Genomic DNA, 20,662 nt, shown 5'->3' with positions numbered 1-20,662 from the left:
TAATCAATGAATGGAGGTGCAAAATGGAAAGAATACGAATCCCGAAAGATGCTGAAATCATTGTTAGTACATCGAGTAAAGGTGATCAATCGAAGTGGTTAGTAGGAAATAGGTGGATAAAGGAAAATACTCGCGGGTATGAAAACATGGCTGAATATGCTGCTTCCCTTATTTTAGATAGTTCTGCTTTACCGAAAAACTCCTTTATCCCTTATACACCTTGTTTAATTGAAAAGAACGATGGAGCTGTTGCAGAAGGCTGCTATTCTATAGATTTTCGCGGTTCTTTACAAGAAGTCACACTTGAACGGTTATTTGAAGCAAACTTTGAAACAACAGACGAGATTCTAAGCAATACTCGTTACTCGACAGAAGACAGATTTCATTTGGTTATGGAAAAGATACACGCGTTCACAGGATTAGATGTATCTCAACAGGTAGCACAGATGCTAGCCTTTGATGCGTTCATACTTAATGAGGATCGCCACACAAATAACATTCTGTTTCTTTACAACCCCAAAACAGAAGCCTGGCAGCTGGCTCCAATTTTTGACCATGGCTTAAGCTTATTATCGGACGTTAAGGATTATCCGCTTGGTGTAGATGTGCGAATCTTAAAACGTAAAGTAAAGGCAAAACCATTTAATAATAGTTTTAAGAAACAGCTTTCGCTATACGATGGACCGCCTTTTATTAATATAACGGCGCTACAACAACGATTAGCTTCTTCTCCATACCAACTTGGCCGAGCATTGGATGTGATGGAAGTACAATTGAACGATGCGGATTATGAAAAATTGCTTATTTGAGGTGAACATTGATGATCAATTATTTTAAATTTGATGTGATGCTGTTTGATGATGTGATCGCCAGTGTAGACTTAAAACCAGATGGAAGCAACAATCCATATGTTATCAACTATATTAGTGGCTTTAATAAGCAATTTTCTCCTGATCCAGGGGGCTATATTACAAAAGATGAGCTGGAAAGATGGCTAAAGTGGCGTGTTTTTCCTGAAACAAGAGTCAATGCGGATGAATTACTTGCTTCACTGGGGTTAAAAAGCTACAATCGTTGGGCCATTGTCCGTAAAACACATGGGGTTATGGCAGATGATGAAATCTGGCTGCGTTTTAAGGGTGAAACCTTAAAGCATCGTGATGTGACACTGCGCAAAACCCTTTATTATCCAGATGAACAGCAATAAAACCTTAAATTAACTTCATAATTTGTTAACCTATTCATTCTTTAGTGCCAACCCGTTCTCATTTAGAGCAAGATTAATCATACATATAATGAATTTACTATAATACTATTCGTAAAAATTGTATTATACGAATACTTGTTTTCTTTTTAAAATAAAAAAGTGAGGTGTCTTCTTTTGGCCATCACAAAACAGCATGAATATTACGAAAAGCGGTTAGAAGCCCTATTAAAGGAAATGCCCTCTTTTGTAGTTAAATTTGTTGATGATAAGTTAGATATTCGGTCTCCCCTCACCCTTTATCATTATGTACGGGATTATAAAGAGTTTCTTCAATGGCTGATGTCTGAGGGAATTGTTTCGAGCACATCCATAAAGGATTTTCCCGTTGAAGCTTTGAGCACGCTGCCTTTAGACGATATGAGCAATTACTTTAAATTTATATCTAGAAAGAAATACATCGTTTCTAAAAAAGATGATGAAACGAAGAAAATGGATAGCAAAACCGTTAACCGGCATAAGTCCTCCCTGCGCTCCCTTTTTAAATATCTTACAATGGAAGCGGAAGTTAGCAGTGGAAAACCTTATTTTGAGCGGAATGTGATGGAGAAGATCCCAATCAAAAAGGTATCTGAAACCTTGAATGAACGTGCTAAAAAAATCACGGATAAAATCTTTGTGGAAGATATGGATATTCATTTTTTAAGCTATGTTCAAAATGAATATGAGGCCTCTCTCACACCTGGTCAAAAAAAGTATTATAAAAGAGATAAAGAAAGAGATTTTGCTATACTCTCTCTTTTTTTAGGAACAGGCATAAGGGTTAATGAACTATCTAACTTAAGGGTGAAAGATGTTGATTTTAGCAGCAAAGAGATTAGTGTGATTCGTAAAGGCGGCAAAAAAGATACAGTTTCTGTTACCCCCTCTTCTTTAGAAGACCTGCAAAGCTATTTGAAGGTCCGTAAAGAAAGGTATGGTGCAGGAGTTGGAGATCATGAGTACATATTTATTAAACGCTACAAGGGGCGTTGTGAACCTCTGACCAATCGAGCCATACAGGATATAGTCTATAAATATACGAAATCATTTGATAAGCGCATGTCCCCTCATAAGCTGCGTCACACCTATGCAACCAACTTAGCTGAGCAGACAGATGGGGATATTTCGCTAATCATGAATCAGCTTGGCCATACCAATTCGGATGTTTCATTGCTCTACATTAATACAACAAGAGAAAAACAAAGAAGAGCCGCTGAGAAGCTAGACAGAAGAAGGAAAAATACGGATAAAAATAAGTAAAATACGTAATGATTTCAATAATTAATAAAATAACAGCCCTTAACCTAGGGCTGTTCAGATTTCAGATTAGAGGGATCCGAATGAAGCCATTCGGATCCCTTTTGCAGAAATTAAGGACAATCTACACCTCTAAAGTCTGATCCCCCAACGCCCAATCCATTGGACATAATCCCCCAGTCTGTAATGCCTGAAGGACACGAACGGTTTCAGCTGCACTTCGCCCGACATTTTGATTGGTCATAGTTGCATATTGAATACATCCATCTGGGTCAATAATGTACAGCGCCCGATAGGCTGCTCCTGTTTTTGAGTCCAAGACATCATATGCTTGTGCTGCTTCTTTTTTGTAATCAGAGGCAAGGGTTAAATCAATCTGTCCAATCGCATTTGGGTGGTCCGCCTTTAACCATGCACGGTGAGAATAGATACTGTCCGTGCTGATCGCTAGCACCTCTGTATTCAGTTCTTCAAATTTTGGCAGATAGCTGTTCATTACTTTAATTTCCGTCGGACAGACGATGGAAAAATCAAATGGATAAAAGAATAGAATCAGCCACTTTCCCTTATATTGTTCAAGCGACGCAGGAATGGGCAAGCTTGAAAAAGAAGAAACCGTATCTAATTGAAAATCAGGTGCCTTGGTTCCGATATTTAGCAGCTTATGTATTTCTCTCCCTTTATCTTTATATGACAATAAGATTATGCCTAAAGACCTATAGGATTGGAAAAATATGAACCTGGATTTCTTTAAATCTTATTAATATTTACTCGCAAAATTGTATGTTTAAATAACCTTCAATCAGAAAAAAGTGAATTTGTTTTTTTAGGAATCAAAGCAAAAAAAAAGACAAATTCTTAAGAGAATTTGCCCATTCAATGTCAATCTAACTTTACTTCCATCTGAAAGCTCAGTATAAAGCTCGCCTTCAAGGACTAAAAGTACGTGTCCTTTATTACACCAATGATCAGCTGTATACCCTGGAGAATACTCTACTATTCTTACCCTGATATTCCCCATCTCAATGTTCACCAATAGGCACATCCCACGGTTCCGGGATGTGTAGTTTTATCTATATCTTTCCAATTAACAGTACTAAATGGGACATCAGTAATTTCCATAATTCATCCCTTTTCAGATGGTTTGACTTCTTTTTGTGTATTATTATAAATAAGTCTGTATTTCTTCTCTTGCTTTTTGTAACTTATCAATTAATTCTTCAGAGTTTTTTTCCAATAGTCTTTCTCTTGGACCAAGAATACTCAAAGAAGCTATCGGCTTATTGCTATAATTAAAAATGGGAACACCATAGCCAATAACGCCATCATCAATTTCACTATCTGAAAAAGCATAACCTTTTTCTCTTATTTTTTTCAAATCATTTTTTAATTCTTCTATATTAACTATGGTATTATCAGTATGTTTCTTAACTATATCCTTTTCAAATAATTCATTTACTATGTCCTCGCTTAAATACGCTAATAAAGCCTTAGATGACGCTCCCCCGTATAGCGGAAATATTTGCCCAACTTCGGAAGAAACTTTAACTGGTTCCCCTGAATTTACTGATAAGAGACAAATTGATTGCAAATGTGAGTAAACCATCAGTATTGTGGTTTCTCCAGTATCCTTAGTTAACTGCTGCATTATAGGGTAAGATACAGTTGTAATATTAGTATCCATAGACACTATTTTCGAAAACTTTAGAAATTTATAACCAAGCCTATAATTCCCTTCATGGTCATCCATTAAGTAACCTTTTTCTTTTAATATCCTTACATGTCTATATACTGAACTTTGTGGTTGATTCAACATCTCCGCCATTCTAGCAACAGTTAAGGATCTTGTATCACGGTCATATAAGTCCAGAATTTCTAAAGTTTTCATTGTACTCATTTAACTCTCTCCTAAATAATTTTCCTTTAAAAGGATATCCTCCAATCTGGGAAAGGGGATAAAAAATACTAGTGTTATATATTCTTAGTTGGATTGTTTTTTATCAAAATATAAAAGTGCATTTCCAAGTGCACAGACACCTTTTGTCACTTGCGAGTATTCTGTCCATTCCTCAGGACAATGACTTTTTCCATCTTTACTTGGTACAAAAATCATACCAATAGGGGCAATTCTCGCTATTTGATTAGCATCATGACCTGCACCGCTTGGTAAAAGGATAGCTTTACCTACATCTTCACAACCTTCTTCAATGCCTTTTAGTATATCCTCATTAACAAAGATTGGTTCTGATTGAGATAACTTATCAATAGAAACGGATAAATTTCTATTAATTTCAGTATCTTTTATTTTAGAAATAATCTGTTCAACCATTTGATCTATAGTACTTGTACTTAATGACCGTAATTCAACATCAAACACAACTTTGCCTGGAACAACATTAGATCCATTTGGTTCTACAAATAATCTTCCAACTGTGCCAACCACTTGCTCTTTGTATGATTTTTTTGCAACCTTTTCAACTTCTAATATCAATTCTGCAGCACCAGTTAATGCATCAAATCTCATATTCATTGGTGTTGTCCCGGCATGATTTGGCTGTCCATTAACTGTGATTCTATAACGTTGAATCCCTACTATTCCTGTAACTATTCCTAGGTCATTGTTTGTTTGTTCCAATACGGGACCTTGCTCAATATGCAATTCCAAATACAAAGAAATATCCCCGGATTTCAAAGCCTCTTTGGAAATATCCTCAGGTCTTCCGCCTGCTATTTTGATTCCTTCACTTAGTTTTAATCCATTTGGATCAGTTCTATTTAACATCTCATCTGTTAAATTATCTACCATTCCTCTACTGCCTATGGTTGAGATTCCAAATTCACTTGGCTCCTCAGCTGTAAAATCCACAATTAATAGCGTATGTTCTAATGTAATACCTTTTTCCTTTAATTGCCTTGCAATTTCAATCCCGGCTAATACACCAATAATACCGTCGAACCTTCCCCCGCCAGTTACTGTATCAGTATGAGATCCAATCATAATCGGTGGCAATTCCTTGTTACTTCCCTCTAGTCTACCAATTAGATTTGATGCCGCATCAATTTGAACATCCAATCCGGATTTCCCCATCTCTTCGGCTAACCATTCACGGCTTTGTGCATACCATTTTGTAAACGGGCGTCTTGTAAAACCTTCTGCCTCTTTATTAATCATTTCGGCTAACGTCAATATGTCACTTTTAATTCTTTCGTCGTTTTGATAAAAATAATTCATATTTTATACCTCACGTGTATGCACAGCACTAATAAACGTACCGTCTCCTGGTTTTCCTGTTACTGCATTGTTAAATACTTCTTTTCCTCTGACAAAAGTTTTCTTTATTTTACCATGCATTTCCATGCCATTGTAAGGGCTCCATCCTGCACTTGAGTGCATTAATGTTTCATCTAATATCCAATTTTCATTTGGATCAAGGATAACAAGGTCTGCATCATAGCCAACCTCAATTTTCCCTTTTCTGTGCCCTAATCCAAAGCGGTTTGCTGGATTTTCACTTAACACTTTAATTAATTGCGATAACGATATCTTGCCTTTTGCTACACCTTCACTATATAAAATCGGTAATAGAACCTCTACACCAGGCGCGCCTGATGAATTTTCAAAAATATTGTTGGCTTGTTTTTGATCAATTGTCCAAGGGGCATGGTCTGATGTCACCATATCGATTTCATCCCTAGCTAACATTTCCCACAGTGATTTCATATCTTCCCTTGAACGTAGAGGAGGGTTAATTTTAGCTTTTGCTTTTAATGTATTCATGTCTTCATCGCACAAAGTTAGGTAATGAGTACACGTTTCAGCCGTTACATTTGTTCCTTCTTTTTTAAAATTGTCAACTAATTTAAAAACTCTAGGAAAAGTACAATGGTATAAATGCAGTTTAACATTTGAATAATGAGCTAATTCTAATACTGTTAATGCTGCAGTAGATTCGGCTACCTTTGGTCTGCTTAAACAGTGAGCAAGAGGGTTATGATTACCTTCCTCAGCATATTTTTCTATATATTTTCTTACAATAGAATCAGTTTCAGCGTGGACACCAACTGGTCTGCCAGTCTTTTCTATTTCCTTAAATGCTTCAAAAAGTTCACCTTCATCAATTTTAGGGAAGCGTGTTGAATCCGTATTGAATAAAGAGACTTTAAATCCGCAAGCACCTGATTCTGCTAATAAAGGAATTTGATTAATGCCATCTTTTGGCGCTATGGTAGCTAATAGTGCTACATCAACGACGGACTCCTGGTTCAAAAGCTCAATTTTGTTATCAAAAAGCTCTTTAGTACAAATTAATTTATCTTTATCGTAAGGCATTTCAATGATTGTTGTAACTCCACCAGCAGCTGCAGACCTTGTTGCTTTAGTAAACCCTTCGGCTAATGAACTGTAACAATGAACATGAGCGTCAATTGCCCCTGGCAGAATATATTGCCCTGAGGCATCTATGAAATTATTATCATTTCTTTCATTTGAAATAGATGCAATCTTTCCATCATTAATCGTTAAATATGAATCAAATAGGACCTCAGTTGGCAATACTATGTTTCCTTTAATAGTAAAATTTGTACTCATAATTACCTCTCCTTCTGACTATACTCATTTTTAATGTAATAGAGGAATAGTTGTGACTTTATTTAAATAACTCAACTAAAAACAGGCTAATTTGTGGTATATAACTGATTAATATTAGGTCAACAATCATTATTGCTAGGAAAGGCAAAATTGCCTTGGTAATCTGTTCTAATCTGATATTTGCAATCTGACAAGCTACAAATAGATTCACTCCAAGTGGTGGAGTACACATTCCAATTGCTAAGTTAATAATCATAACCATACCGAAGTGGATAGGGTCAATTCCTAATGCCATCGCGGCAGGTGTTAATAATGGTGATAAGATAATGATGGCTATACTACCATCAAAGAACATCCCAACTATTAGCAATAGGATATTGATTATTAATAGAAAAACAATTGGTGATGCAGTTACATCTGCAAAGAATGCTGCTACCTTTTGAGGTACTCCTTCTCTTGTTAAGATAAAACTAAAGATTCCGGCACACGCAATAATAAACATTACGATGGAAGTTGTTATCATTGATTTAGATAATATGGCAACTAGATCTTTGACCTTTATTTCTTTATAAATAAAGAAACCTACAAGAAATGCATAGGCGACTGCGACTGCCGCTGCCTCCGTGGGGGTAAATATACCACCATATATTCCGCCTAAAATAATAACAGGCATTAATAAAGCCAATAGGGCTTCTTTAAATGCAACTAATACTTCGCCTTTAGGAACATCAGTATCGCCTTTATATCCTCTTTTTTTAGATATAAAGTAAACACCAATCATTAATGATAGACCGATTATTAACCCTGGAATTATTCCAGCGAGAAATAGGTCCCCAATAGACACACCAGTTGCAACACCGAATAGAATCATAGAAACACTTGGTGGTATAATAACACCCAATTCACCGGAAATTGCTTGAAGTGCGCCTGCATAGCTTCTGTCATATCCTTTTTTCACCATTGCTGGGATAAGGATAGAACCTAAAGCAGCAGTTGCAGCAATACCCGATCCAGAAATTGCCGCAAAGAACATTGAAGTAACAACAACTACCATACCTAATCCACCCGTTAAAGACCCCACTAAGGAATTAGCAAATCGGACTAATCGTTTTGCAATTCCACCCTTTTCCATAAGAGTCCCAGCTAAGATAAAGAACGGTATTGCCATTAACGGGAATGAATCGATAGAGGTAAATGCTTTTTGTGCAATAGCATTTAAAGGAATATTACCGGCAACAATTATTGAGATTAACGAAGAAAGACCGAGTGCAATTGCAATTGGAACTGATAACACTAGACATATTAATAGACTTGCTAATAAAACATAAACCATAAATTATACCTCCTCACTTTTTGGAGGGGTTTTACCTTGAATTAATTCTATAAGGACTGCTATAGAATTTAAAATAAGTGCTGCCGCCCCAACGGGTATTCCAAGGTATGGAAATGACATTGAAATTTGTAAAGCAGGGGATCGTTGAAATTTTACATTTCCTATTATTTCTAAGCCCTTAACAAATAAAATAATAAAAAAGATTAACCCAATAAAATAAACAATGATTTTTAACCCTCTTTTAGCTCCAATAGAAAGTTTTTCGGCAATTATTTCAAGGGCTATTAATGATTGCGTTCTAAGCGCTAATGCTGCACCTAGAAAAACTGACCAAACCATTAAATAACGTGATACCTCTTCAGCCCATGTAAATGCATGACCCAAAAAATATCTTGATATCACTTGGGTGACAATTACAATGGACATAACGCCTAAACTAATGGCAATAAATACTCTTATCCCCTTATTAATGCCGTCAATTATTCGTACCATGTTGGTCATACGCTTTGCTCCTTATTTAGAGAGTTTAATAATTTGCTAACCAATGATTTGCTATATCTAGTCTTCTAGCTATCCATACCTTATCTTTCTGCAATGCATATTCTAGAAACTCACGTAAGGCGGATACTCTTGAAGGTTGACCAATAATTCTTGGATGCAGACCTATGGACATAATCTTTGGGTGAGTCTCTCCCTCTTCCCACATGTAATCTAAGGTCCTTTTTAATGAATCTACAAAATCGGCAGGACCCCCATACCCTTGAGGACGAATAAACTTACCGTCATTTAATGTTTGGGAATAAGGAACCACTAGATGTCTCTTTCCATTAGCTTCTGTATAATATGGCAGCTCATCGTTATAAGCATCAGAATCATATAGAAATCCCCCATGCTCAACAAGTAGTTCCCTAGTGTGAACAGATGGACCATATCTGCAATACCAGCCTTGAGGTTTAACCCCGCAAGTTTTTTCAATAGATTCTACAGCCCATGCAATATGTGATTTCTCTTTTTCTCTTGTTAAGTTCCAAACCTTTTCCCATCTCCATCCGTGGGAGCAAACATCATGCCCTGCCTCCTTGATCCAGGCACCTACTTCCGGATTTCTTTCTAAAGCTAATGCACAGCCAAACACGGTAATAGGAATATTAAGCTCATCGAATAATCTTTGTAATCTCCATATTCCAACCCTGCTTCCATATTCATAAACAGATTCTACTGCCAAATCTCTCATATTATTTGGAATTGAATTTGGGAACTCAACGAATCCTTCATTTTCAATGTCACCTAAAGCCTTCATTTGCTCGGAGCCTTCCTCGTAATTCACAACAATATTAAGAACTACGCGAGCCCCATTAGGCCACTTTGCTTGAAAGCCATTTTTTCCATAACCTATATAATCCCTTTTTGGTCCAGGTATATCTAATTCCTTAATTTTTTCCATCTTGCACCTCATTATTAATATAGATATCGGTTTCTAGTACTAGCGGAGAAAATTCATTTGAATATTCAATGTCAGGTTTCTCGCTATTTAACATAATTGTTAAATAATCCGATGGGCCGCCAATTGGAATTAACTGATAATGCCAAGTTAATGGATGGAAGCAAATTCCCTGTCCCTCATTCATAAGAAATACCTCTATTTTTGCCTTATCGATTTCCATATCGTTTCCTTCCGCTACAATGACTAAGCTTTTTCCTTTGGTTATCGGATAGAATAATTGTGAGGTAAACCTGTGTCGTTCTAATTTCGTTATAATAGGGGTAAACTTGTCTGTTCTTAATATCCCGATATTTTGGCCATTCGCTGAAACAAAGGTGTCTTTTGGAATAATATTATTCCACTTTTGGCTTGTGCCTTGATTAATGGTTTTGAAGATTGCTCCTGTTTGAAGAACGTATCCATAATTTTTAAAGTTATCTACGGTTAATACTTTGATTACATTATCGATTTCACTCACAACCTTTTAAATAACTCAACTTTCTATGGTAAAACGGCCATAAAAAGTTGAGTTGCATTTTTCATTATTTTGCTTCTTCTATAATTTTGAAGAGATCCCCATACTGATCTTGATATTTTTCATAAACAGGTTTAACCGCTTCCTTAAACGGTGCTAAGTCTGCATCTTCAATTATTGTCATCCCATTATCCTTAGCAGTTTGTAAATATTCTTCATTCAATTTTTGAACGAATTCCCTTTCATACGTACCAGCTTCTTTTGCAGCTTCTAATAAAATCTTTTGAGCGTCATCTGGAAGTGAATTGAATTTTTCATTATTCATCAGAATCATTCCAGCTGAATACATGTGATTAGTAATAGTCAAATACTTATGAACTTCGTGGTAACTATTTGGAATCAAAACAGCTAATGAATTCCCTTGCCCATCAACTACACCTTGTTGGGCAGAAAGAAAAAGTTCACTAAATGGGATTGGTGTGGCAGTTGCTCCTAAAGCATTTATTGTATCAATTTGTACTTGGTTTTCTTGAGTTCTAAACTTTAAACCTTCCATATCCTTTGGAGTTCTAATAGGTTTATTGTTTGAAGCAATATGATACGAACCATTATCTACCCAATATAAATTCTTTAAATTTACTTCCTCTAACTGTTTAGAAATTTCTTCACCAACTTTTCCATCTAGTACTTTTTCGGCTTGGGTATGATCATCAAAAAGGAATGGGAAGTCTAATACATTGACTTTATTTGCAAAGTTTCCAACTGGTCCTGTTGACACGATTGCTATATCTAATAATTGCCCCTGAACAGATTCAGTCATTTCTCTTTCTGCTCCTAATTCAGAGTTTGGATGATTATTTATTGTAATTTTCCCATCTGATTTTTCCTCAACTAGCTCTATAAACTTTTTTGCTCCTGCATTTAAATGCGAATCTAGACTTCCACCATGTCCTAACTCTAGTGTGATTTTTTCCGATCCTTGGCTTTCTTTTGTTGCACCATTACTAGAGCATCCTGCAATAAATAATAATGCAGTTCCGATAATCAATGAGCTTTTCAAAAACCTCTTCATTCAACGACACCCCTTTTAATTTCCTATTATCAATAAATGATAAATAATTATCATTTATCAAAATATTAACTCAAGTAAATATTGTTTAGCAAGAATTTTTTTGTCGAATCTTCTGAATTATGTGTATGACATTTCTTAATAATCAATTTCATTAAAGAAAATAGGTTGCTTTTTTACTAGGCTTACTGAGAGATGTATACCAAGATCAAAAAGAAAAAAATCCATTCTAAAAGAATGGATTAAGAAAAAAACACTGTATTTCTTTAAACCGTTAATAATTCTCTAAAAAGCACTTTAATGTATGAACACCAAGTACACAGTCATTTAGTGATGACCATTCTTTGGGATTATGGCTTATGCCATCCTTACTTCGGATAAATAACATTCCAATTGGAATTATTTGTCCAAGTATCATAGCATCGTGGCCAGCACCACTTGGCAGAAAATCTGGTTCTAAACCATTTTCCTTAGCTGACTTTTTAAACTTACTTTTAATTTCATCATTGATTGGTACAGGGTCTTCTTCTAATAACACTTTATATTGCAGGTCCATTCTATACTTCTTAGATATGTGAACTGCAGTATCACATATTAAACTAATTAGCTTATCACGTGAATCTTTATTAATATCACGTATATCAACAAAAAGAGTTACTTCCCCTGGGATCACATTAATACCATTTGGTTTAACGTCTACCTTTCCAATGGTAGCCACGGCTGTGGGACTGACCTCCTGGGGTAAATACGAAACCCTATTAATAAATTCCCCTGCTGCTACTAAAGGATCGTTCCTTAAGAGCATTGGAGTTGTCCCTGCGTGACCGGCATTTCCGGTAAATGTAATTTCTAGCCAACTTGCACCGGCAATTCCATTAACAATTCCAATAGGGATATTTGATTTTTCTAAATAAAGGCCCTGTTCAATATGTACTTCAATAAACGCTTCTATTTCTTTAATATCTCTTTTTGCAGATAAAAATTGGTTGCTATCTAGTCCAACTTGTCTTAATACTTCATCAAATCCTTTACCTTCATCATCAACTAATCTTCTTTGTTCCTCCATATCTACTAAACCAATAAAGGCCCGACTGCCTGTGAATCCATCATTAAACCGCGATCCTTCTTCATCGGAAAAAACTACTACTTCAAAAGGGTAATTTGGTATGTAACCTGTCTCTTTCCAAGCCTCAACTACTTCAAGTGCGGTTAGTACGCCTAATACACCATCAAAGTGTCCGCCATTCGGAACAGTATCAAGGTGAGATCCAGATAACAAGGTTGGTAATGCCTTATTTTTCCCCTCTAACCGTCCAAATACATTACCCGCAGCGTCCCTTCTAATTATTAGACCTGCTTCAGTCATCCATTTTATAGCAAGCTGTTTGGCCTGTTCTTCTTCTTTTGAAAAACCAATTCGATTAGACCCTCCTTCGGGCGTTCTTCCAATTTCTGAAATCATACTCAGACGCTGTGCTAATCGTTCACCGCTGACCCCAGACTTATTTAATATAGTGTCATATTCTTCGGTTAGTTTATAATAAAAATCCGATGCTTTCATTTGTTAACTTTTCTCCTCTCTTTTTATTTTATAATTCATACATTAATTGACTCTGATAATAATTATAAAATTATATCACTTTAGCTTAATCGGGTTTAATAAAATCTTAAAAGATATAAAGTGGCAATAATCCCCGATCTCCACTTGGTCGATCGCGCAAAATGATTGTAAAGTTAATAACATTGGCCGTATCGTATAATAGTCTTAAACTTATAGGATTTTTATAGGTCTAAAGAAACCCTTCCGGCATTTGTTCCGTCTATTTATTAAAATCCACGAGAAAAAAAAGAGGAGATATCCATGCATTATCCGATTGTTATATGTGAAGATGGAACGATACATGCTGTTAGGGATGAAACCAAATGTGTATGCGATAGGGTGTATAGATGTGAAGTTCCTTGTCAACAAAAGGAATTGTATAAGCAAATCTATTTTAGAAATCTCAAATGGATAGACTGCGAGGAATGTAAAAAAGCTCTAAGAGAAAAGTATACTGAGGCCTAATTTTCGGAGGTTCTGAACTGCTCAAAAGATGGCTCGGAACCTGATTCGGAGGGTTCCGAATTAGGTCCGAAAGGGTTTAAATGAGGCCGATGCTTCCACTGTATTTTAAACCTTGGAAGGCTAGGCCGCAGTCTTTTGTTGTCTGGAGATCATTGGCCGTGTCAAAGAAAAGACAGCGCATAGCAATGCGATAATAACGATGCCACTTCCAAACCAAGCGGTGCTTGAAATTGAACCAGTCTGATTTAGTACAAGGCCGCCAATGGCTGATCCAAGTGAAATGCCGATTTGCAAGGCGGAGTTGTTAAAGCTTTGCTGGATGTCGGACGTAGCCGGGTCGGTTTGAATCAAATAGCTTTGCTGCGGCGGTGCCAGGCTCCAGCTCAATGCTCCCCAGACCATCATCATTGGGATAAATAACACAAGGGAAAAGGTTGTTAAGGGCAATAAGCTCAGGACAACTGCAAACGCACTGATGACGATGATGATGCTTTTTTGAGCCCCAATCCAATCGGAAAGGGTTCCGCCGAACGCCCCGCCGCCTACGGCCGCAAGACCAAATGCAAAATAGCAAATACTGATCCATGTTGAATTCAGATGAAGGTTCGTTTCTAAGAATGGTGTGAAATAAGCATAGAGCGTGTAATGCCCTGCCAGCATAAACATCGTAGCCAGATGGGCACTGCCAATTTTTGCGCTGGCTGCTGCTTTCAGCTGCTGTGAAAGAGGAATTGTTCTTTCACCAGGAATACGCTCCAGGAATAGTGAAATAAGCGTCATTGAACCGATTGACAGCACGGCAATTCCAAGGAATAGAATGCGCCAGCCAAATATATTGGAAATCAGGATGCCTAAAGGCACACCTAATACAAGTGATGAACTGATGCCCATATAAATGAGTCCCAAAGCCTTGGCCCGATGAGCTGGAGCTACAACTTTAGCGGCAATAATTAGGGAAAGTACGACAATAAGCGCTGTACTCGCCGCAGTCAATACCCTTGCAATCATCATAAAGGCAAAATTCGGGCTGAAATAAGTCATTAGGTTACCAAGGAAAAACACGAATAGGGAAGCAAGATATAATTTCTTGCGCTCGATTTTGCTCGTTAACACAAGCAAAACAGGCCCGGCAATGGCATAGATAAGCGCGAATACGGTAATCAGCTGTCCGGCAGAGCTTAATGAAATTCCAAAATCATCAGCGATCGTCGGCAAGATCCCGCCTACGATTAACTCAACCAATCCAACTGCAACCGTTGATAACGCAAGTATAAAAACTTTCAGATTCATAGTCTGTTTCATGTCCTTTCTTAGTTGATATAAACAGAATTGGCTTGGAAGGCAAATTTCTTTAGAAATAACAAAAAATCCTGATTACAGTAAACGAAATAAATTCATTTTCTGTAATCAGGATTTTTAAGGTTCCTGGTAGAGACCCTCCAGCCATATTCCAGAGGTTATACAGTAAGTATTTAGTTTCACATTAATTACTTTGACGATTTTACTACGAATAACACTGTCTTTCAAGTGTAAAATCCTTCCCATGCATTTCGTTCTGATCATGAATTCAACAAAAGGAAAAGGAAAAAACTATTAAAATATGTGTATATATTTTTTTATAACTGACAATAATAACTAGTGTATTCCCCCTTTTTAGCCCTTGTACAATTGTGCAAGGGCCCTTTTTTTATAATTTATTTCGAAAAAGCTAAGATCTTGATATGTTTTTAGACTTCCCCTCTTAACTAAAGAGTCCGAGATGAACGTATAAAAAAGATAGGAATGCTTTTTGTTTTTTTATAATAAATAGTGTATTTTCTATATTATAAGGGACATGTCAACCGTCAGTGAATAGGGAAAAATGATTTATGACACATCTGTGAAGTCTATTGTTTTCCTTGCTCAGCCGGTGTATATTAAGAGTGTAGAAAGTTAGTGAATAAATTCACAAACTTTCACCTTAAAAAGCTGGCAGCTAGCAGATTAAATTTTTTTCAAATCATTTGTGAATAAATTCACAATATAGGAGCGATTGATCATGGCAACCTTCTTAAAAGGACCAAAAATGGCTGTCGTTTGGACTGTATTACGGATTTGGTTAGGTATTCAGTGGATTGAAGCTGGTTTTCATAAAATGACAGGCGGATTTGATGCAGGAGGATTCCTGCAAGGAGCGCTAGCCCAGGCTGGCGGGGATCATCCAGCCGTACAAGGCTGGTACGCAGCATTCCTTCAAGGCTTTGCGGTACCAAACGTAGAATTGTTTAATGTACTGATTCCATGGGGCGAATGTCTTGTAGGTCTAGGGTTAATTTTAGGGGCCGCAACCATCCCAGCATTACTAGCAGGCGCATTCATGAACCTTAACTTTTTATTAGCCGGTACAGTAAGCACCAACCCAATTCTCTATACTGCAGCTATCATTCTCTTATTCACAGGTGCAGCTGGCTACTATTACGGAGTCGACCGATTCGCAATCCCTTATGTAAAAGGATTCTTTACCAATCATAAAAATAACAAAAAGCATACCGGCAAGATGGCAAAAGCAACTGCTTAACATAGTTAAAAAATGCAAGGTCTCCCACAATGTATGGAGGCCTTGCATTTTACTATTTTTATAAAAAGGGAAATTATTTCTCCCCACTTAATTTAACTAAAATCTTCGCTTGAGATTTATCCTTAATCAAGGCTTCGAATCCTTTTTCCACAATCTCTTCTAATTCAATATGATCGGTAATGACAGGTGATGGATCAATTTGGCCGCTTGCAATTAATTTGACCGTTGTTTCAAATACGTCTGGCTCATAGGCTAGAGTTGAGGCCAAATGCACACCGCTTGCCGTTAATTGCATTGGTGAGAATTCAATTGGTTTCTCAAAAATAGACACGATGGTGACTACGCCGCGCGCGCGAGTGACCGAAATGGCCTGGTTAAAGGTTGGTGCTACCCCTGCAACCTCGAATGCACGGTCTACTCCGTCAGGATAGATGGATCGAATGTATTCCACTGGATTTTGCTGGCCAGAGTTGATCGCATGTGTTGCGCCAACTTCTTTTGCTTTTTGTAAACGAGTGTCTGATAGGTCAAAAGCAAATATTTCTTTAGCGCCTGCTGCTTTTGCGGCAATAATGGTAAGCAAACCGATAGGCCCTGCACCGAAGACAGCAACGCTTTCACCGAGTTTTAATCCGGACTCTTTAATCCCTTGAACAGCAACCGCTGTCGGTTCAATAAGTGCTGCATATTCTAAGGACATGTCTTCTGGAAGTTTAACCACATTCTTTTGATCAACTACAACAAAATCCGCAAATCCCCCATCAGAATTTAAGCCAACAAAAGCAAAGCCTTTATACATATCAACTAATGGATCTTTATGAGTACCGCTAATAATTAGAGGGTTGACGGCAACCTTGTCGCCAGGTTTGAAACCGCTGACATCAGAGCCAACTTCTTCAACCACACCTGAGAATTCATGTCCCATTGTCAATGGTGCTTGTACCCCTGTTATACGATCTGGTTCGTTTGCTGGGATCGTAATTGGTCCAACGGAATATTCGTGTAAATCACTTCCGCAAATACCTGCCCAAGCGACTTTAATCTTCACTTGATTGCTAGAAACTGCTGAAATTTCACGTTCTTCCACACGAATATCTTTTGCTCCATACCATACTGCTGCTTTCATCTTTAATGCCCCCCACTCTGTATAGTCTATTAAAAAACTTATCTATTAAAAATGTTCTAGCACATGTGTTAACAATTAAATTATCTCGCTAACTTTTTAAAATATCAAACTAAACGATTGCTTCCGAGTGCTTCGGAACTCTTCTTCCGAACGGTTCAGAACCCTTTTGGGGGTACGATAAGGGCGGCAAGTTTCTTGCATGCTTTGCAGCCATTTTTTGTATTGTCGATTCTCTTTACTGAGTGAAGCGACTACTTTTCTTTAGGTGAGGGACCGAAAATGTTATAGTTCGTGTTTGATACCGGATGAGGGCTTGAGGAGGATTGATAGAAAGGTAGATTTAAAATTTGCCTTTTTTATAGAAAAGAATAAACCTTTATCCGAAGAAAGGTTTGTTTATACCTTGAAAAAAAGGAGATCCCCATGTACGGGTTCTCCTTTTAAATATTCGACAGCTTTCCGGAAATCTTTGCACTATAAGCCTTAGTCCATTCTGCCAGTTTTTCTTCATTATCATTCAGGCGATACATCGGCAGATTGATGGCAATGCTCCCGGTGATGTCTCCCTCATATGAAAACACAGGGGCAGCAATGGAGAAAAGATCTGGCGTTGCCTCTGCCTTGCTGGTGGCATATCCCTGTTCTCGGATTCTTCTTAGTTCTAGCTTTAAGATCTCCGGGTCGGTAATGGTGTTTTCAGTAATGGCGGGAAGGCCTGCTTCCTCTATTACTTGATCCACGAATTCATCTTCCATATAAGCCAGCAGCGTCTTTCGTGCTGCCCCGCAGTGCAGATAGCCAACGGTGACCATATCGGAATCATGCTTGATCGGGTGTTTGGCGTCCATGCTTAGCACCTGTACGCCGCGCATCATTTTTTGATCAGGAATCACCAGGCATACGGTTTCCTTTGTAAGATCGTTAAGCTCCTGCAGGACAGGCATGGCAAGCTTTGAGAGCGATGAGTTCTGCCGCATAACTTTGCCGAGGCGCAGGATTTCAAAGCCGAGTGTATAGGTTTTTGTTTGATGATTTTTGTTTAAATACCCCATAGCTTCCAGCGTGTACAGCGTCCGAAAAGCCATGCTTTTTGGGATATTAAGCGCGTTTGAAATTTCGTGTAGCGTATATTCGCTTTTTTCCTCATTAAAAATCGAGAGGATGCGCAGTGCGCGTGCTAATGTGAGAAGCAGATCCGGATCTTTTTGGTCTGTTTCCATCATTCTGCCCCTTTCTTGATAGAAATATACTCTTATTCTAGCAAAAAACTAGACTATCAGGATATTCCTGACAGTCTAGTTAGACAACGCCGCCCTGCCGCATCTGATCCAGCTCTTCTTTTTTAAATCCTAGAGAGGCCAGAATTTCATCCGTATGCTCCCCAAGTAATGGAGGATGAAGACGGACGGTGGCCGGGGTTTCGGATAGTTTCACAGGAAACGCCGGTGTTTTTAAGTCTTTTACTGTCGGGTGATCGATGTCTGTCATCATTCCTCTGGCTAGGGCCTGTGGTGAGGTGAGGACATCACCGACAGAGTTGATCGGCCCGCATGGAACGCCAGCCGCATCAAGTTTCTGGCTGATTTCATCAGTTGTCAGCTCGCTTAGCCGTGCGCTGATGATCGGGATGAGTGTGTCCCGGTGGGCGACGCGGGATTGATTGGTCTCATATTCCTCGACTTCTAATAAATCATCCCAGCCCATGGCTTCACAGGTTTTTACCCACAGCTTGTCATTGCCGGCAGCGAGAATAAAATGTTTATCCTTTGCCTGAAATACCTGATAAGGCGCAAGCGAGTTATGTGCCTGACCCATCGGCTTTGGCGAGGTTCCTGTCGCATAAAAGGCGGTGGCCAGATGGTTTAAAGCCATAATCTGTCCGTCCAATAGGCTGCAGTCTACAAATTGCCCTTTTCCTGTCTGTCCGCGTGCAATGACGGCCGCAAGCACCCCTAGAGCACCAAGGAAGCCAGCGGTCATATCGGCGATTGAGGGCCCGGCTTTATAAGGAATACCGGGTTCCCCTGTTGTGCTCATCAGGCCGGAATACCCTTGAAGCAAAAGATCATAGCCTGCCCTGTATTTTTCCGGTCCCGTGCGGCCAAATCCTGAAACTGATAAATAGATTAACCGGGGGTTGATCTCTTTAAGCGTTTCATAGTCAATCCCGAGCTTTTCTGTGACTCCGGTTCGGAAGCTTTCGATGAAGACATCGGTATCTTTGATCAGATCATAGATAATCTGTTTTCCCTGTTCGCTCTTTAAATTCAGTGTGAGGCTTTTCTTGTTCCGGTTCGAGCTCAGATAATAAACACTTTCGCCGTCCCACTCGGGTGGCTTAAAGCGTCGCGATTCATCGCCAATCCCCGGCTGTTCGACCTTAATTACGTCAGCGCCCAGGTCACCCAGCATTTGCCCGGCGATAGGGCCGGCAAGCGTCCGGGCTAGTTCAAGTACTTTGATCCCTTCTAAGGGAAGGCTCATTGATTTCACTCCCTTATTTTTCTACTTTTGTTTTTTTGGCAAGGAATTCATCTAATCGCTTCTGAGGAATATCTGTGGTGAAGGCAAGGGCAAATTTGTTTACGCTGTCCTGAATGGCTACTTCCAGACTTGAGTTCTGCCATGTTTCGAATAGTTCTTTTTGCTGCTTGATCGTAAAGTATGGCTTATCGATTAATTCCTCCGCGTATTCTTTTGCGGTTGCCCGCACTTGATCCTGCTCGACTACTGCATTCAAAAAGCCAAGCTGGTTCATCCGTTTAACCGAAACAGAATTGCCGGTTAGAAGCATTTCTTTTGCCAGGCTCAGTCCAACATGCTGCTGAAGGAGGACGGAATCGAGCACCGAAGGAATTCCTAAGTTAATCTCAGGCATGGAAAAAACTGCATTAGCTGCAGCCACACGGATGTCGGCGGCCATAGACATTTCAAGGGCTCCGCCAATGCAGTAGCCGTTAATCGCCATCACAACCGGCTGCGGAATCTTGCGGATGAGCTCACAGACTTCCTTAAGCTCAGAGATTAATTCATAGGCATCCTGGGGCGTCAGCCCATTAAATTCATTGACATGCATCCCCGCGGAAAACGCCTTTTCACCGGCCCCTGTAAAAATGACAACCCTGACTGATTCATCTGCGGCAATTTTCTTCAAACGCTGGCTAATCTGCTTTAAATTTTCTCGTGTTAAGCAATTGAGCTTTTCCGGCCGGTTAAAGGTAATCCACTCCACCTGTCCGTCACGTTCAAAAAGCACATAATTTTCTCCCACAATAGTACCTCCTCATATTTAAATTCATTTTAGCGGAACGCTATTCCTATTTATGATTATATAATTCTGACAGCTATAAATGTCAACTAATTTACCGAAAATATAAAATAGTTAATTAATTGATTAGAATTTTAAGAATGATGATTAATCCAAACTAGGAAGGAGGGAGTGTTTTTATATTGGAAGTAATAA

At 38.5% G+C, this 20,662-nt stretch carries 20 protein-coding genes and 1 riboswitch; of the genes, 4 read left to right on the top strand and 16 right to left on the bottom strand.

The window, feature by feature from the left end:
- Positions 1-23 precede the first annotated feature (23 nt).
- The 3 genes from AC1Q59_RS17680 (at position 24) to xerS (ending at position 2,506) form a co-directional block, all read left to right on the top strand.
- On the top strand, positions 24-809 hold the full coding sequence (locus AC1Q59_RS17680; RefSeq protein ID WP_492367181.1) for a hypothetical protein: 786 nt from the start codon (positions 24-26) through the stop codon (positions 807-809).
- An 11-nt stretch (positions 810-820) separates the two neighbouring features.
- Positions 821-1,207, top strand: coding sequence for a hypothetical protein (locus AC1Q59_RS17675; protein WP_492367180.1), 387 nt, complete (start codon positions 821-823; stop codon positions 1,205-1,207).
- A gap of 174 nt (positions 1,208-1,381) precedes the next feature.
- On the top strand, positions 1,382-2,506 hold the full coding sequence (gene xerS / locus AC1Q59_RS17670; protein WP_492367179.1) for a tyrosine recombinase XerS: 1,125 nt from the start codon (positions 1,382-1,384) through the stop codon (positions 2,504-2,506).
- Between the two features lie 121 nt (positions 2,507-2,627).
- On the opposite strand, the gene AC1Q59_RS17665 is transcribed toward xerS, so the two are convergent.
- From AC1Q59_RS17665 to AC1Q59_RS17610, 12 genes are all read right to left on the bottom strand, one after another.
- Positions 2,628-3,200, bottom strand: a complete 573-nt coding sequence (locus AC1Q59_RS17665) for a peroxiredoxin (RefSeq protein WP_492367178.1) — start codon at positions 3,198-3,200, stop codon at positions 2,628-2,630.
- Positions 3,201-3,329: 129 nt separating this feature from the next.
- Positions 3,330-3,548: a DHCW motif cupin fold protein gene (locus tag AC1Q59_RS17660; RefSeq protein ID WP_492367177.1), complete on the bottom strand. Its 219-nt coding sequence runs from the start codon at positions 3,546-3,548 to the stop codon at positions 3,330-3,332.
- 120 nt (positions 3,549-3,668) lie between these two features.
- Positions 3,669-4,400, bottom strand: coding sequence for an IclR family transcriptional regulator (locus AC1Q59_RS17655; RefSeq protein ID WP_492367176.1), 732 nt, complete (start codon positions 4,398-4,400; stop codon positions 3,669-3,671).
- 84 nt (positions 4,401-4,484) lie between these two features.
- Positions 4,485-5,735 (bottom strand): N-carbamyl-l-glutamate amidohydrolase ErtE, encoded by a 1,251-nt coding sequence (gene ertE / locus AC1Q59_RS17650; RefSeq protein ID WP_492367175.1) that lies wholly within the window; start codon positions 5,733-5,735, stop codon positions 4,485-4,487.
- A gap of 3 nt (positions 5,736-5,738) precedes the next feature.
- Entirely contained in the window at positions 5,739-7,091 is a 1,353-nt protein-coding gene (locus AC1Q59_RS17645; RefSeq protein ID WP_492367174.1) for a dihydroorotase, read from the bottom strand.
- A gap of 58 nt (positions 7,092-7,149) precedes the next feature.
- Positions 7,150-8,424, bottom strand: coding sequence for a TRAP transporter large permease (locus tag AC1Q59_RS17640; protein ID WP_492367173.1), 1,275 nt, complete (start codon positions 8,422-8,424; stop codon positions 7,150-7,152).
- A 3-nt stretch (positions 8,425-8,427) separates the two neighbouring features.
- Positions 8,428-8,925 carry a TRAP transporter small permease gene (locus AC1Q59_RS17635; RefSeq protein WP_492367172.1) on the bottom strand — a complete coding sequence of 166 codons (498 nt, stop codon included), beginning with the start codon at positions 8,923-8,925 and terminating at the stop codon, positions 8,428-8,430.
- A gap of 25 nt (positions 8,926-8,950) precedes the next feature.
- A complete protein-coding gene (locus AC1Q59_RS17630; protein ID WP_492367171.1) occupies positions 8,951-9,868 on the bottom strand; it encodes a polysaccharide deacetylase family protein in 918 nt (305 codons plus the stop codon).
- On the bottom strand, positions 9,855-10,385 hold the full coding sequence (locus tag AC1Q59_RS17625) for an ureidoglycolate lyase (RefSeq protein ID WP_492367170.1): 531 nt from the start codon (positions 10,383-10,385) through the stop codon (positions 9,855-9,857). The genes AC1Q59_RS17630 and AC1Q59_RS17625 overlap by 14 nt, the downstream gene beginning before the upstream one ends.
- A 64-nt stretch (positions 10,386-10,449) precedes the next feature.
- Complete coding sequence (locus AC1Q59_RS17620) at positions 10,450-11,454, bottom strand: TRAP transporter substrate-binding protein (RefSeq protein WP_492367169.1); 1,005 nt, start codon at positions 11,452-11,454, stop codon at positions 10,450-10,452.
- A gap of 271 nt (positions 11,455-11,725) precedes the next feature.
- Positions 11,726-13,012: a M20 family metallo-hydrolase gene (locus AC1Q59_RS17615; protein ID WP_492367168.1), complete on the bottom strand. Its 1,287-nt coding sequence runs from the start codon at positions 13,010-13,012 to the stop codon at positions 11,726-11,728.
- 624 nt (positions 13,013-13,636) lie between these two features.
- Positions 13,637-14,806 carry an MFS transporter gene (locus AC1Q59_RS17610; protein ID WP_492367167.1) on the bottom strand — a complete coding sequence of 390 codons (1,170 nt, stop codon included), beginning with the start codon at positions 14,804-14,806 and terminating at the stop codon, positions 13,637-13,639.
- Positions 14,807-14,900: 94 nt separating this feature from the next.
- Positions 14,901-15,001, bottom strand: a riboswitch (purine riboswitch).
- Positions 15,002-15,554: 553 nt separating this feature from the next.
- On the opposite strand from AC1Q59_RS17610, the gene AC1Q59_RS17605 reads away from it, so the two are divergent.
- Positions 15,555-16,073: a DoxX family membrane protein gene (locus AC1Q59_RS17605; RefSeq protein WP_492367166.1), complete on the top strand. Its 519-nt coding sequence runs from the start codon at positions 15,555-15,557 to the stop codon at positions 16,071-16,073.
- A 73-nt stretch (positions 16,074-16,146) separates the two neighbouring features.
- Here the strand turns inward: AC1Q59_RS17605 and AC1Q59_RS17600 are convergent, their stop codons facing one another.
- The 4 genes from AC1Q59_RS17600 to AC1Q59_RS17585 form a co-directional block, all read right to left on the bottom strand.
- Entirely contained in the window at positions 16,147-17,199 is a 1,053-nt protein-coding gene (locus tag AC1Q59_RS17600; protein WP_492367165.1) for a 2,3-butanediol dehydrogenase, read from the bottom strand.
- Positions 17,200-17,639: 440 nt separating this feature from the next.
- Positions 17,640-18,422: an IclR family transcriptional regulator gene (locus AC1Q59_RS17595; protein ID WP_492367164.1), complete on the bottom strand. Its 783-nt coding sequence runs from the start codon at positions 18,420-18,422 to the stop codon at positions 17,640-17,642.
- A gap of 76 nt (positions 18,423-18,498) precedes the next feature.
- Positions 18,499-19,683, bottom strand: coding sequence for a CaiB/BaiF CoA transferase family protein (locus AC1Q59_RS17590; protein WP_492367163.1), 1,185 nt, complete (start codon positions 19,681-19,683; stop codon positions 18,499-18,501).
- A gap of 13 nt (positions 19,684-19,696) precedes the next feature.
- Entirely contained in the window at positions 19,697-20,470 is a 774-nt protein-coding gene (locus AC1Q59_RS17585; RefSeq protein ID WP_492367162.1) for an enoyl-CoA hydratase/isomerase family protein, read from the bottom strand.
- Positions 20,471-20,662 lie beyond the last annotated feature (192 nt).

It is taken from the genome of Cytobacillus sp. MT66 (assembly GCF_058792595.1).
This window is presented reverse-complemented; position numbering and strand designations above follow the sequence as displayed.